Source organism: Streptomyces sp. NPDC047880 (assembly GCF_040706515.1).
GTDB lineage: Bacteria > Actinomycetota > Actinomycetes > Streptomycetales > Streptomycetaceae > Streptomyces.
Window position 1 is genome coordinate 230,230 of sequence record NZ_JBEZOK010000007.1, and the last position, 13,875, is coordinate 244,104.

Sequence of the window (13,875 nt, forward strand, 5' to 3'; positions counted from 1 at the left end):
TTGTCGGCCCGGGGCGCCGGTGCTAGTTTCGCGAACCGGTTCGACGCATCGCCCCCTCTGGCCGCGGATGGACAGCCCCGCATATCCCCACCCGCGCACTTCCGCACCCACCGCCCGGCTCATACGTCCGCCCCCTGCACACGCCACCGATCGAACCGGTTCGAGGAATCCGTGGGCCACCCGTCGCTCGACGGAGCGACGGCACGACGGCACGACGACTGAGGACGCCATCCATGCCATCCCCTGACAGATTCTCGCGGCGCCGGGCCCCGGCAGCCGTGGTGCTGACCCTCGGGGCGGGCCTGCTGGCCTCGCCTGCCGCCCCCGCGCAGGCCGCCGAGCCCCCGAAGCCCGCCGCCCGCTACTCCTTCGACCAGGACGACCTCGCCTCCGGGAAGATCACGGACAGCTCGGGCAACGGCCTGACGGCGACCCTGGTGAACGGCGCCACCGCCCGGTCGGTCGACGGCACGTCCGGAGGCAGGGCACTGTCCCTTCCCGGTGGTGCGCCCGCCTCCGACGGTGCGTACGTCCGGCTGCCCCGCCAGGTGCTCACCGGCACGACCGACCTCACCGTCGCCGCCCGCGTGAAGTGGAGCGGCGACACCTCGCCCTGGCAGCGGATCTTCGACCTGGGCACGAACACCACCAAGTACCTCTTCAGCACTCCCTCCAACGGCAACGGGCTCTTCCAGACCTCCGTGACGACCGGCGGCGGGGGTGCGGAGAGCCAGGTCCGCGGCTACGCGAGCCTGCCGGCGAACGAGTGGCGGACGGTCACCGTCACCCTCGACACGAGGGCCGGCCGGCTCACCACCTACCTCGACGGCGTGCCGGTCTCCTCTGCGGCGACCACCATCAAGGCCGGGGACCTGCTGGACGCTTCCGCCACCGCCGCCGGGTACATCGGCAAGTCCCTCTACCCCGACCCGCTGCTCCACGGCGCGATCGACGACTTCACCGTGTGGCACGCGGCGCTGACCCCCGAGCAGGTGGCCGGTACGGTCGGTGCCGTGCCGACCCTCCAGGAACTCTCCCGGACGTCCTTCGAGGTCCGTACCTCCACCGGGACCGCCCCGGCCCTGCCCGCCGCCGTCCGCGCCTCCTTCTCCGACGGCTACGACCGCGACACCCCCGTCACCTGGGACGCCGTGCCCTCCGACAAGTACGCCTCACCGGGCACCTTCACGGTCGCCGGCACCGCGGCCGGACGTGCCGTGAAGGCCACCGTCACCGTGGTCCGCGAGGGGGAGCTCACCGTCGACCTCGGCTCGGACACCGGCGCGTTCCACGGCGGCGCCTCCGGCACCCTCTACGGCGTGTACGGGCCGGACGTCCCGACCGGCAACCTCATCGAGGGCATGGGGCTGCGCACGGTCTCCACCAAGGCGCAGGACGGTCCGCAGCACCCCGGTGCGGACGCCCTGGAGGTCGTGAAGCCGCTGGCCGACTCCACCGACGGTGATGTGTACATCTACATGACGGACATCCACCGGGGCTTCCCGTACCAGTGGCCCGGCGACACCCCCGCGGAGAAGCTGAAGCTCTACAAGGAGAAGATCGCCCAGCAGGTCGACCAGGTTCTGAAGCTGCCGAAGCAGTACCAGGACAACATCGTCTTCGTGCCGTTCAACGAGCCCGAGGGCAACATGTTCGGCACCGGTGAGTGGAGCTACGACAAGGTCAGCTGGCTGAGCGAGCCCGACGCCTACTTCGCCGCCTGGGACGACGCGTACAAGCTGATCAAGGGCAGGATGCCCGACGCCCGGATCGCGGGGCCCAACACCAGCGTCCTCTACGACCAGGTGAAGGGATTCCTCGGTCACACCCTGGCCACCGGCACCCTCCCGGACGTCATCACCTGGCACGAGCTCAGCCACCCGGAGGCGGTGCGCCAGAGCGTCGCGAAGTACCGCGCGTGGGAGAAGGACCTGTTCAAGGGCACCGACCGGGAAGGTACCCGACTCCCCGTCAACATCAACGAGTACGCGTTCAACTACCACACCTCGGTGCCGGGCCAGATGATCCAGTGGGTGTCCGCGATCGAGGAGTCCAAGGTCGACGCCGACATCGCGTACTGGAACATCGACGGCAACCTGTCGGACTCCGCGGTGCAGTCGGGCCGCGGCAACGGGCAGTGGTGGCTGCTGAACTCGTACGCCTCGATGAGCGGCCACACCGTGAAGGTCACCGCGCCCTTCCCCGGTGAGAACTACACCATGCAGGGCGTCGCCACCCTCGACGAGAAGAGGAAGCAGTCCCGGCTGATCTTCGGCGGGTCGACCGGCAAGGGCCACATCACCTTCGCGGGCGTCCCGGAGAAGGTCTTCGGCAAGCGGGTGCACGCCTGGGTGCGGGAGGTCGAGTGGAGCGGGCAGGTCGGCGACTCCTCCGGGCCGAAGCTCCTCGCCGAGACGAACCTGACGGTCGGTGACGACGGCACGGTGGCGCTCGACTTCGGCGACGGCGTCCTGCCGAAGCTGAAGGAGTCCTCGGCGTACGAGGTCGTCCTCAGTCCGGCCGGGGAAGCGAGGGGCACGCAGGCACCACCGGTGCGCTGGCAGTCCTCGTACGAGGCGGAGGACGCCGCGCACACCGGCTCCGGCTGGTCGAGGAACGGCCCCGAGGGCTCGCCCCGGGACGTGTCGAAGTTCTACACCTCCGGCGGCTACGACGTCGGCGGTCTGCGCACCGGCTCGGACGTCGCGCTCGACTTCACCGTGGACGTACCCGAGGACGGCACCTACGACCTGAGTGTCTTCGCCAACTCCCTCAACACCTACGACAAGGTGAAGGAGCAGGGCCCCACCAACGTCTTCCTGCGCGTGGACGGCAAGGCGGCCGGCGAGCAGGAACTGCACCTGCCGCTCGGCTACAAGTGGGTCGTGTGGGACCACACCGACACCAAGGTCGAGCTCACCAAGGGCAAGCACACCCTGACGCTCGCCGCGAGGAGCGCCGACGGCGAGCGCGCCACCCAGGGCGACGCCATCGTCGACCGCCTCACCCTCTCCCTCCCCCGCGCCTCGGCGGGCACCCAGGTGTACGAGGGCGAACTGGCGTGGCCGGCCGGCGGGGCACGTCCGGTGTACGACCTTCCCAAGCCGGCGGCCACCGGTTCGGGCGCGGTCCGGCTCGCGAAGGGCCAGAGCGCGACGTTCTGGGTCTACTCGCCGGCCGACCGCGAGGCCACCCTCCAGGTCGACACCCTCGGCGGCAGCGGCGCCCGGCTCTGTGTCAACGGCCATGACGTGCTGCGCCTGGCCAAGGACCGGAGCCGTGCGGCGGTCTCCCTCTCCGGTGGCGTCAACAAGGTGACCGTGACCGGCGGCCCGGCCACGACCCTCGTCGACCGCCTCACGGTCACACCGGCCGAGGGCGCCCTGCCGGCGCGCACCTACGAAGCCGGGGGCGCGACGCTCACCGGTTCGGCCACGCTCACCCCGCTGTCCCTCGCCACCGACGGCACGGCGATCACGGGCATCGGCGGGGCCCCCGGCAACGACAACACCGCGACGTTCACCGTGACGGCCGAGCGGGCCGGCCTGTACGCGCTGCGCATCCGCTACTCCAACCCCGAGCAGTCCGAGGCCACGCACTACAACCCCGACCCGCTCGCCCGCCACGCCGACATCAGCGTCAACGGCGGCACGGCGCGGCGCGTCGGCTTCCCGCACAGCTTCCACCAGAACAACTTCTGGGAGCTGACCGTCCCGGTCCAGCTGAAGAAGGGAGAGAACACGATCGGGTTCCGCTCCGAGGAACTGCCGGACTTCGACGGCACCACCTACGCCTCGGACACGTTCCCCGGCGTCCTGCTCCGCTCGCGCTACGCGCCGCTGATCGACCGGATCACCGTCGCGCCCTACGCGCGCGAGGTGCGATGACCCGCTGACGCCCGGCGCCCGGGACCGTCCCCCTGGACGGTCCCGGGCGCTGTGCCGTCCTCATCTGGTCACCCCTGGATGCGGCCGGTCATCAACGTCTGTGTTGCTGCCCTACGCTGGCGCGATGGGTGTGGGGATCGAAGTACTGATCGTGGACTGGCCGCATGTGGAGGCGGTCGCCCCCGGCGACCGGGAAGAGTTGCTGATCGATGCCGCCTTCGGGGAGGCGTACAGCGACGACCTCTTCGAGCATGGCTGGTCGTGGCCTGCTCAGCCGGGTGATGCCTGGTACGGCAGGTACGCCTTTCGGGACTCGCTCGGCTCGTACAAGCCGCACTTCTGGGCCGGCCACCGCTGGGACCACATGCGCGACTTCGTCGAGCCCACGGTGCGCGACTCCTTGGACCGGTTCAACGACGCGTTGTTCTGGCACGGTCTGGAAGACACCACCGGGGCCGGTTCGGGGCTCCCGGAGCAGCCGTGCACCTGGGACGCGGATCTGCTGCTGTGGTGCCCGCCCGATCACGTACAGCTGATCTCCGGGTGGTGGCACGAGGCGGCACCCCACCTGACGGTTCTGCGTGAGCCGTTCACCCGGCACGCCGCGGATTCCGGCGGCTGGATCACTACCTTCGAATCGTTTGCCGAGCTTCTCACCGACTGGGGAAAGGTGGTCACGGAAGCAGAGCGCCGCGGTTGGGGCATCGTCGGCCTGCGCTGCTGACCGCACGCTCCGTACCGGCCGCGTGGTGGCGGCGCGTGGCGCTGCGGTCCCGGTCGTGTCGAGGCCCCGGTCGCGGCCCAGCCGGGCGGCGCCCCCTCACCTGGTCACCCCCGTCAGGGCGAGGAATTCGCTGCGGGAGCGGGCGTCGGAGCGCAGGAGTCCGAGGAGGGTGGAGGTCAAGGTGTCGGAACCGGTGGCCTGAACACCACGCAGTGTCATGCACGAGTGCTCGGCCTCGATGACCACACCGACGCCCTTGGGCTCCAGGTGGGCCTGCAGCCAGTCGGCGACCTGCTTGGTCAGTCGCTCCTGCACCTGGGGGCGGCAGGCGAAGTGCTCGACGACGCGCGCCAGCTTGGACAGGCCCAGGATGCGGGCGCCGGGCAGGTAGCCGACGTGTGCGGTGCCGACCACCGGCAGGAGGTGGTGCTCGCAGACGGTGCGGACCGGAATGCGCCGGGCCAGGACGAGTTCGTCGTAGCCCTCGTCGTTGGGGAACGTGGTCAGGTCGAAGGGGCGGGGACTGAAGAGTTCGGCGTACGCACGGGCCATCCGGCCGGGTGTGCCGCGCAGGCTCTCCGAGGCCGTGGAGATGCCGAGGGCCTGAAGGAACCGGCCCGCCGCGACCTCGGCGGCGGCCAGGTCGATCCCGTCGGGTTCGTGGACCACTCGCAGGACGGGCCGGTCGAGTGCCGTCGCTTCGCCGTGCGGTGAGAGCGGGAGCATGGTGACCTCCTAGGTTTCACCAACAAGTTTTTCCTTTATTCCGTTCCGGCGTCAAGGTGTGCAGACCACGGGGACCGGATCGCTCTTGCTCCCACGTGCGTGGGAGTTACCGTGGACTCGTGGCTTCCGACCCGCCCCCACAGGCCGATCCGGCCGGCAGCGCCATCGGCCCCGCCGGCGCCATCGACTCCGTCAGCGCCCTGAGCGAGGACTCGCGCCGGCGCATGTTCGCCTTCATCCGGCGGGCCCGGCGCCCCGTCACCCGCGACGAGGCCGCCGCCAGCGTCGGCATCTCCCGCAAGCTGGCCGCCTTCCACCTCGACAAGCTGGTCGACGCAGGTCTGCTGCGCGCCCACTACGCGTCGCCTGAGGGGACCCGCAAGGTCGGCAGGCAGCCCAAGGTGTACGAGCCCACCGACGCCCAGATCACCGTGAACATCCCCGACCGGCGGCACGAACTGCTGGCCGACCTGCTCCTGGACGCCGTGCTCACCGAGCGGGCCGACGAGAACGCCGTGCAGGCCGCGATGCGGGCCGCCCGGCAGCGCGGTCTGGAGATGGGCGAGGCCGCTCGGCGCGAGACCCGTCCGGGCCGGCTGGGCCCCGAGCGCGGGCTGACCACCTGCGAGGGCCTGCTGGAGCAATACGGCTACGAGCCCGTCCGGGAGGCCCCGACGCGGATCCGGCTGCGCAACTGCCCGTTCCATCCGCTGGCGGCGAAGGCACCGGAGCTGGTCTGCGGCATGAACCAGGAGTTCCTCAGCGGCTACCTCCACGGCCTGGGGGTCGGCGGCGTGCGCGCGGTACCGGCACCCGAACCCGGGGAGTGCTGCGTCCGGCTCGGTTCCGACGGCGGCGAGTCCGCGACGCAGTCGTCCCCGGGTCACTGAAAACGGGGAGCGAGCGGGCTGCCGGAGGGCCCTGCGGTTGCCGCGGCGCACACCACGGGTTACCACGTGATTACCGCGTGTCACTCGCGACCGCAGCGAACCCAGGGAGAGATCACATGGCACTCGACATCAAGCCGCTGGTGAAACCCTCCAGGCTCAGACGTCGCGCAGGCCTGGCGGGCGAGTGCCTGGCCGAGTTCCTCGGGACGTTCGTCCTCATCTCCTTCGGCTGCGGCGTGGTGGCGATGACCGTGGCCGCGCTGCCCGGCTCGGGCCGCACCGAGGGGCCCACCATCTTCTTCCTCGGCGCCGGGGACTGGCTCCTGATCACCTGGGGCTGGTGCATGGCCGTGATCCTGGGCATCTACGTGGCCGGAGGCGTCAGCGGGGCGCACATCAACCCGGCCGTCACCCTGGCCTTCGCGGTCCGCCGCAGGTTCCCGTGGGTCAAGGTCCTGCCCTACTGGGCGTCCCAGGTGCTCGGCGCCCTCGCCGGGGCGGCCCTGGTCTACGCCGTCTACCACGACGCCATCAACGCCTTCGACGACGCCTTCAAGGGGCCGAAGACGAACGGGAAGACCCTCGCCTCGTTCTCCATCTTCGCGACGTTCCCGGCGCCGTACTTCGGTGGTGGCGTCTGGGGCCCCCTGATCGACCAGATCGTCGGCACGGCCTTCCTGGTCATGCTGGTCGTGGCGATCATCGACCTGCGCAACACAGCCGTGAAGGCGAACCTCGGCCCGGTGGTGATCGGCTTCGTCGTGGCGGCCATCGGCATGTCCTACGGGGCCAACGCGGGCTACGCGATCAACCCGGCCCGTGACTTCGGCCCGCGCCTGTTCACCTGGATGGCGGGATGGGACGGACTGGCCTTTCCCGGCAGCCTGGCCGGGGCGTTCAGCGACTACTGGTGGATCCCGATCGTCGGGCCGCTCATCGGCGGTGTGATCGGCGTGCTGGTGTACGACCTCTTCATCGGCGACGTGCTGCACGCACGCGCGCAGGCGGGCGAGGAGCCGGAGCCCGGAAGGACGCGTCCCACCACGTCCGCCGAGGAGTGAGCGGCATCGGCCGCGGCCGGGCCGCCGGCCGATGCTAGATTCTTCTTCGCGTCCGCCCATTAGGGGTGCGGATCGCCGGCCGGGCAGGTCAACCGGCCCAGGGCAGGCCCGTATCGGATGGTGGCACGATCCATGACTGACCCGGAGGAGCTCCCCGGCGCGGCCGACGCTCCGGTTCCGCGGATCCTCGGCAACACCGGGGCGCTCGCCGCTGCCGACCCGGAAGCGACCGGAGCCCTGTGGCGCCTGGCCGAGCCGGGTCGGCAACTGGACGCCAACCTCATCCGCGTCCCGCCCCGGGGATCCATCGACACGCACGCCGAACCCGACCTCGACGTCCTGCTGCTCGTCGTCTCCGGAGACGGCACGCTCGGCTCCGCGGCCGGGCCGCACCCGGTGGAGCCCGGCAGCCTCGTCTGGCTGCCGCACGGCAGTGTCCGCGGCGTGACCGCGGGCGCGGACGGACTGGCGTACGTGACGGTGCACCGCCGCCGCCCCGGTATGCAGATCCAGGGCGGGCCCCGGGCGTGACAGCCGTACCCGGCGCGTGAGGCGCGGCCGGGCCGGCGGCATGTCATGCGTCGTGCAGGGTTGGGGCAGGACTCCCGCGGAACACGCATCCTTCGCAGAGGAAACAGATCCAAGGGAGGAACCGTGAGCCGGATTCTGGTGACCGGGTCCGCGGACGGGCTGGGAAGGGCCACGGCCGAGGCGTTGCTGGCCGCCGGGCACGACGTGGTGGTGCACGCCCGGAGTGCCGAACGGGCCAAGGTGCTGGACGACTTGGCCGAGCGCGGCGCGGACGTCGTGGTGGGGGACTTCGCCGAGCGTGACGCCGTGCGGCGGATCGCCGACGAGCTGGACGCCTCGCGGCCGCTCGACGCCGTCGTCCACAACGCCGGTGTGTAAAGCGGCCCCGCGGTCATGCCGGTCAACATCGTCGCGCCCTATCTGCTGACGGCCCTGCTGCGCGGGCCGCGCCGGCTGGTGTACCTGAGCAGCGGCTCGCATCTCGGCGGACGCCCGTCGGCGCTGGAGGGGACCGACTGGAGGGGCACGAGCGCGGGGTCGTACGCCGACAGCAAGCTGTTCGTGACGGCGCTGGCGGCCGCGGTGGCCCGGCTGCGCCCCGGGGTGGCGAGCAACGCCGTCGATCCCGGCTGGGTTCCGACGAGGATGGGCGGGCCCGACGCGCCGGACGACCTCGAGCTCGGCCACCGGACGCAGGAGTGGCTGGCCTCGAGCGACGACCCGGAGGCCCAGTCCACCGGCGGGTACTGGTACCACGGCAAGCGGACGCAGCCGCACCGCGCCGTCCACGACGAGGCGTTCCAGGAGCGTCTGGTGCGGGCCCTGGCGGAGGAGACCGGCACGGCGCTGTGAGCGGCAGCCCCTCATCCACCGCGCCCGCCCCGCCGGGTACGGGTCAGCGCAGGCGAGACATCAGGCTGTACGAGCCGGACGGCAGCCGGTAGGAAGCCACCCCGTCCGCGTGTCCGGTGAAGCGGACTCCGTCCACCCGGGCGAGCGGGGTCCGGCCCCCGCGGACGGAGACGACTCGGCCGAGAGGACGCGGCCGCTGTTCCAGACGTCCGCGCGGGCCGGCGTCAGCCTGCCGGGGGACTCCGCCACGAGGATCTCGTAGGAGTCCTGGCCGCGTCCGCGTCCGCCGGATCGCATGCGCCAGCCGAGGCGGGGGTGTGGGGCGTCCACGCCGAGCGGGTCGGTGCGGTGTTCGACGGTCAGCGCGTACACGGCTGCGTCCTCCTCGGGGCGGGGCGGTGCTGCCTGCGCGGTCGCACCCGCGCCCATGACCTGGGCGAGCGCCGGGGCGGCGCCGGTGCCCGCCGCGAGTACGGTGCGGCGGCGCGGCCCCCGCTGCGGGGCTCCGCGGTCTCGCGCGTCGCCGCTCGGGGCGCGCACATCGTCGCTCACCGTGTCGTCCTTTCCCTGGCCGGCACCGCGTCCGTGCACCGTCCCCGGAAGCACGACTGAAACGTTGCACAAGCGGCTCGGGAGTACGTGGGCAACGTTGCCCGGCGGTGGTGCCAGACCGTAGGAGCCGCTTCCGCGGCGTCAAGGCACACCGGAGCCCGATCTGACGGGCTGTCGCGCGGCATCCCACATGGGAATGGCCGGACGGGGCACCCGTGTGCCCGTCCGACCAGCGACGAGAGCCGGTCCCGAAGGACCCGGCACCGTACGCTCGGTGCCGGTTGTGCGAGCCGAACGGGGAATCGAGTGATGAGCGCCGAAGACGCCGGCAAGCTGCTTGACGGGCTGACCGTGGACACCAGCCGGCAGGAGCAGCCGATCGTGCTGGACGGTGACGGGCGCCCCATCCGGACCTGGCGGGAGAACTATCCGTACGACCGCAAGGTGGGCCGCAAGGAGTACGAGCGGACCAAGCGCATCCTGCAGATAGAGCTGCTCAAGCTCCAGCGCTGGGTCAAGGACACCGGCGCACGCCTGGTCGTCGTGTGCGAGGGGCGGGACGCGGCGGGCAAGGGCGGCACCATCCAGCGCTTCACCGAACGGCTCAACCCACGCGGCGCACGCGTGGTCGCCCTGGACAAGCCCACCGAACGCGAGGCGGGTCAGTGGTACTTCCAGCGGTACATCGCGCACCTGCCGACGGCCGGGGAGATCGTCTTCTTCGACCGCTCCTGGTACAACCGGGCCGGCGTGGAACGGGTGATGGGCTACTGCTCCAAGGACGAGTACGAGCTGTTCCTCGACCAGTGCCCGGCCTTCGAGCGGATGCTGGTGGACGAGGGGATCCTGCTGGTGAAGTTCTGGTTCTCGGTGTCGCGCTCCGAGCAGCGCACGCGCTTCGCGATCCGGCAGGTCGACCCGGTGCGCCAGTGGAAGCTCTCCCCCACCGACCTGGCCTCGCTGGACCTCTGGGACGACTACACGGAGGCGAAGGTGGACATGTTTCGCGCCACGGACACCGCGCATGCGCCCTGGACCGTCGTCAAGAGCAACGACAAGCGGCGCGCACGGCTGGAGACCATGCGCAGCCTGCTGTCGCGCGTCGACTACGCGAGCAAGGACCGCGAGGCGGTGGGCACACCCGACCCCCTCATCGTGGGAGCCGCCGACACCCTGCTGGAGCCGGGTGAGGAGGACACCACGCTGTCGCCCACTCCCTTGTTCCCCGGCGCCGAGGGACCCGGCAAGCACCCGGGGCCGGGCTGACGCCGCTGGGACCCGGGCCCCTCCCAAGAAAGGTGAGGGGCCCGGGTCCCAGGAGGGGTGAGCGGCCCGGGCCGGGTCACTGCCGCGCCGAGGCGCGAGTTTGTGTGCGGTGGTCGTAGTACGCCCAGAGGGTCACGGCCACCACGGCCGTGAATCCGCCCGTCAGAACCCGCACCGCGCCACTGGTGAGGTAGGCGGCGCACCCCGTGAGCCCCGCTCCGCACAACATGATCACGCGACTGACGAGGCGGTTCCCGGGCGGCTGGGGGTCCTCCCGGTCCTTGAGGTCGTGCAGGGCGTCCTGGGCCGGATGGGCGGAACCGCGCCGTGCGCGGGCGCGATAGGTCAGTCCGTAGCTGATCAGTGCGTACAGCGCGAGAGCGCCCAGGACCCAGAGCCAGACATAAGGGTCGTCATCACTCGATCCTCGTGCCAGGTACACGACACTTCTCCTTCGGAAGCGGAACGCGACGGTGAGCGGCGCTCACCTGCCGCCGCCGCCCTGCCGGTCACCGGTGGCCTCGGGGTCGGCCGGACGGAAGCACGCGGTCACGGTCTTGCCGTGCCGCTGGCACCTCATACCCCACTCGTCGGCAAGCTTGCGCACGATCGCGACTCCGCGGCCGGAGACCTCACCCGGCTCCGGGTCGCGCTGGCGCGGCAGCGTCGGGTCCTCGTCGTGGACGCTCACGTGGAGGCAATCGCCGTCCCACGTCAGGACCAGGTGCGCGTCGCTGCGTGCGTGGATGTGCGCGTTGGTGATCAGCTCGGACACCGCCAGCACGACGGCGTCCACCGTGTCCGGCTCGGCAGCGGCCCAGGGCAGGGAGTCGAGACGCCCGCGCGTCCACTCCCTTCCCGCGCGCACTCCTTCGGACATTCGGAACGAGTGCGCCCACCCCATCGCCTTTACCGCCACTGCCCCCGGTCCCCTCTTCTCGGTCCACACCGGCTCGTGCGAGAACCGTGTACCCGGTCCGGGACCCGGCAGGCATGAGGACGCGTCACCCCGGCATCGGCTCCGTCTCCTTCGCCGCCGAAAACGCGCTCGCAGCCCGCCAGTACACGGAAGGAACGAGTTCGCAGTGCGTGTGTTCCGCAGTGCGTGGGGCACGGAGCCGCCTGTTCGTGTGAGCGGGCGGCCGCGCTCATCGGGGGTACGAGCTCGCCCCCCTCGTCTGGAGAAGGGCCGCATCGGCGGCGTCTCCGAGGACGTCCTCGACGCGGTCGCCCGCACTCTGCAGCTGACCGAGGACGAACGCACCTACCTGTTCGACCTGGCCAGGACCGCCCAGCGCGGTCCGTCGCCCCGATGCCGCCGCAAGCCCGTCGAGGTCCCCCCTACTCCCCGGCCCTCTACACAGCCGAGCCCGGCACCGTGTACGAGGACCGGCTGAAGCTCCTCGCCAGTTGGGCGGCGACCGGGCCGGAGGAGCCGCGGCCCGCCGGTGAGGTGGATCGCTGAGCGGCGCTCGCGTCTCGCGGGGCGAGCAGGACCCGCCCCGATGCGGATGGTGGGCGGGCCCTGCTCGTGCGCACCATTGTCGGGACCGTGGGGGCGGGCGGGCCACGCGTGAGATCGCCCGATGTGCGCGCGGCGCGCACACCCGGCGCGCGCGGCGCACATCCCGTGCACCCGGCGTCACCCGCGGCCCGGGGCGCCGCCCGGTGCCGCTGGTGCCGCTGGTGCCGCTGGTGCCGCTGATGCCGCTGATGCCGCTGATGCCGCTGGTGCCGCTGGTGCCGCTGGTGCCGCTGGTGCCGCAAGACGCTCCCTGACACCGCTCACGCTCCCCCACACCGCTCACGCCGCCCCGTGCCGCATCGCGCCGCCCGGTCGTCACACGCCGCCGCGTTCGCGTCACATGGTGCGGCCCGGCGTGGGTAGGCGGTGCGCATGACCGACGGTGAGACGGACAGAGGGCGGGGCGTGCGGGCGACCGGGCGCATCGGCCACGGGCAGGCGGCAGCAGACGCAGGGCCCGGTGTGCCCGGGCGGGCGCCGTGGCGTGTCCCGGCCCGGCCGGGAGGTGAACGGTGGTAGACACGTACGCCACCGGCACCCGGAGCCCCCTGCGACCCCGGGTAGCACCCGTCGGCCTGCGGCGACAATACTGGCAGGCGCACCCACCCCCGTTCACAGATGGACCCATGCTGACCTCCCTCACCGTCCGCCCCATGACTCCCGACACGGTGTGGCTGGCGCGCGGCCGCCACACCCCGGGCCCCGCGGAAGACGTTCTCCGGCGCACGCTGCAGCAGCGCAAGGACAGCCAGGCGATCGACGACTTTCTGGAGTTGCCCGACGACGGGACCCCCTCGGCGGAGCGCGTCTTCGAGGCCCGCTGGCGGGCCGGTGACGACGTGACCGTACGGGCCCGGCTGAGCGTGCGGCCCGCCGCGGACGACGGGCACGGGCAGGAGTGGACCCTGGTCGCGGAGGCCGAGCAGCCGTGGAGCGACGCCTGGCCCTCCCCCGCGGGCCTGTTCTGGCCGGAGGAGCCGGACACCGCCTGGTGCCAGGACGCCGCCACGCGGCTGGCCCTGGGGGAGATCAACGCGCTGCCCCAGGACGACAAGGAGATCCGCCGCCTGCTCAAGAGCGCCGTGCGCGGCGGATGGCACATCCACGTGGTCGTCCACGAGGCGATGACCACCGACGACCGAGGGCGTGCGCCGGTGGCGCGGTGGCTGCCGCCGGGCCTGCGCCACCGGGTGGTGGAGCACCATGCCGCGCCGCAGCAACTGCGTGGCCTGAACTGGGCCCTGCGGGACTCCGGCGTCCAGGTGCCGCGCGGTGGCGCGGTGGTACTGCCGGGCGTCCCGGCGCCGGAGGGCTACGAGGCCCAGGACTTCTCGGTCCGCGCGGTCTTCCTCGACGGCTCCGAGCCGGCCGACCTCGTCGACGCGGTGACCCGGTTCGCCGCGCTGCCCAGGCCCCTTCCCGACGGCGCGGCCGACGCGCTCACCGCTGTGCGGGAGGACTGGCACCTGCTGACGCTCCAGGAGGAGCTGGACCGCCAGCGCGGCCTGGTGGCCATGTACGCGGAGGCGCTGGAGGCCATGACGAAGTCCCGTGACCTGTACCGGGCGGCGGCCGAGAGCGCCCACGAGGCCCTGGCCGCCTACCAGGAGTCCGCGGCGAGCGCTCCCGCCGCCCCCCGGCCGTCCGGTCCGCCCGCGGTGTCCCCGCTCCAGCAGCTGACACGGACGTTCGAACGCTTCAAGGTCAAGCGCCCGGCGACTGCGGCTGGTGACGAGCGCGGCCACCAGGACGGCGACGCAAGGAGCACCGCCGCTCAGCACGCGACGTCGGAGGGGTGACACCCGCCTCGCACGGCGCACGTGTCAGTCGTCGCCTCCTGGATACGCGGTCCGTACGGCAT

At 71.9% G+C, this 13,875-nt stretch carries 14 protein-coding genes and 1 pseudogene; 11 read left to right on the forward strand and 4 right to left on the reverse strand.

Annotated features, from left to right (window positions below):
- Positions 1–233 precede the first annotated feature (233 nt).
- Together AB0937_RS14160 and AB0937_RS14165 are read left to right on the forward strand one after the other, a co-directional pair.
- Positions 234–3,887 (forward strand): LamG-like jellyroll fold domain-containing protein, encoded by a 3,654-nt coding sequence (locus AB0937_RS14160; RefSeq protein WP_366711749.1) that lies wholly within the window; start codon positions 234–236, stop codon positions 3,885–3,887.
- Positions 3,888–3,987: 100 nt separating this feature from the next.
- Positions 3,988–4,611, forward strand: a complete 624-nt coding sequence (locus tag AB0937_RS14165) for a hypothetical protein (protein ID WP_366711751.1) — start codon at positions 3,988–3,990, stop codon at positions 4,609–4,611.
- 96 nt (positions 4,612–4,707) lie between these two features.
- Here the strand turns inward: AB0937_RS14165 and folE are convergent, their stop codons facing one another.
- Complete coding sequence (gene folE / locus AB0937_RS14170; RefSeq protein WP_366711752.1) at positions 4,708–5,337, reverse strand: GTP cyclohydrolase I; 630 nt, start codon at positions 5,335–5,337, stop codon at positions 4,708–4,710.
- Positions 5,338–5,456: 119 nt separating this feature from the next.
- On the opposite strand from folE, the gene AB0937_RS14175 reads away from it, so the two are divergent.
- The 5 genes from AB0937_RS14175 to AB0937_RS14195 all read left to right on the forward strand — a co-directional run bounded on the left by AB0937_RS14175 (position 5,457) and on the right by AB0937_RS14195 (position 8,671).
- A complete protein-coding gene (locus tag AB0937_RS14175; protein ID WP_366711753.1) occupies positions 5,457–6,227 on the forward strand; it encodes a helix-turn-helix domain-containing protein in 771 nt (256 codons plus the stop codon).
- Positions 6,228–6,343: 116 nt separating this feature from the next.
- Positions 6,344–7,288 carry an MIP/aquaporin family protein gene (locus tag AB0937_RS14180; protein WP_366711755.1) on the forward strand — a complete coding sequence of 315 codons (945 nt, stop codon included), beginning with the start codon at positions 6,344–6,346 and terminating at the stop codon, positions 7,286–7,288.
- 132 nt (positions 7,289–7,420) lie between these two features.
- Entirely contained in the window at positions 7,421–7,819 is a 399-nt protein-coding gene (locus tag AB0937_RS14185) for a cupin domain-containing protein (RefSeq protein ID WP_366711756.1), read from the forward strand.
- Between the two features lie 123 nt (positions 7,820–7,942).
- Positions 7,943–8,197 carry an SDR family NAD(P)-dependent oxidoreductase gene (locus tag AB0937_RS14190; RefSeq protein ID WP_366711758.1) on the forward strand — a complete coding sequence of 85 codons (255 nt, stop codon included), beginning with the start codon at positions 7,943–7,945 and terminating at the stop codon, positions 8,195–8,197.
- 15 nt (positions 8,198–8,212) lie between these two features.
- Positions 8,213–8,671: a hypothetical protein gene (locus AB0937_RS14195; protein WP_366711759.1), complete on the forward strand. Its 459-nt coding sequence runs from the start codon at positions 8,213–8,215 to the stop codon at positions 8,669–8,671.
- 60 nt (positions 8,672–8,731) lie between these two features.
- Here AB0937_RS14195 and AB0937_RS14200 read toward each other — a convergent pair whose 3' ends face one another.
- On the reverse strand, positions 8,732–9,223 hold the full coding sequence (locus AB0937_RS14200; RefSeq protein ID WP_366711761.1) for a hypothetical protein: 492 nt from the start codon (positions 9,221–9,223) through the stop codon (positions 8,732–8,734).
- A gap of 309 nt (positions 9,224–9,532) precedes the next feature.
- Here AB0937_RS14200 and ppk2 point away from each other — a divergent pair, with 309 nt between their 5' ends.
- Positions 9,533–10,489, forward strand: a complete 957-nt coding sequence (gene ppk2 / locus AB0937_RS14205; protein WP_366711763.1) for a polyphosphate kinase 2 — start codon at positions 9,533–9,535, stop codon at positions 10,487–10,489.
- 76 nt (positions 10,490–10,565) lie between these two features.
- Here ppk2 and AB0937_RS14210 read toward each other — a convergent pair whose 3' ends face one another.
- Both AB0937_RS14210 and AB0937_RS14215 read right to left on the reverse strand, forming a co-directional pair.
- Positions 10,566–10,931, reverse strand: a complete 366-nt coding sequence (locus AB0937_RS14210; protein ID WP_366711764.1) for a hypothetical protein — start codon at positions 10,929–10,931, stop codon at positions 10,566–10,568.
- Positions 10,932–10,973: 42 nt separating this feature from the next.
- Positions 10,974–11,408 (reverse strand): ATP-binding protein, encoded by a 435-nt coding sequence (locus tag AB0937_RS14215; RefSeq protein ID WP_366711766.1) that lies wholly within the window; start codon positions 11,406–11,408, stop codon positions 10,974–10,976.
- 256 nt (positions 11,409–11,664) lie between these two features.
- On the opposite strand from AB0937_RS14215, the pseudogene AB0937_RS14220 reads away from it, so the two are divergent.
- The 3 genes and pseudogenes from AB0937_RS14220 to AB0937_RS14230 form a co-directional block, all read left to right on the forward strand.
- Positions 11,665–11,817: pseudogene (locus AB0937_RS14220) on the forward strand (transcriptional regulator); the annotation flags it as partial.
- Positions 11,802–11,954, forward strand: a complete 153-nt coding sequence (locus AB0937_RS14225; protein ID WP_366711882.1) for a hypothetical protein — start codon at positions 11,802–11,804, stop codon at positions 11,952–11,954. The pseudogene AB0937_RS14220 and the gene AB0937_RS14225, both read left to right, overlap by 16 nt.
- Positions 11,955–12,640: 686 nt before the next feature.
- Positions 12,641–13,813 carry a hypothetical protein gene (locus AB0937_RS14230; RefSeq protein ID WP_366711767.1) on the forward strand — a complete coding sequence of 391 codons (1,173 nt, stop codon included), beginning with the start codon at positions 12,641–12,643 and terminating at the stop codon, positions 13,811–13,813.
- Positions 13,814–13,875: the final 62 nt, after the last annotated feature.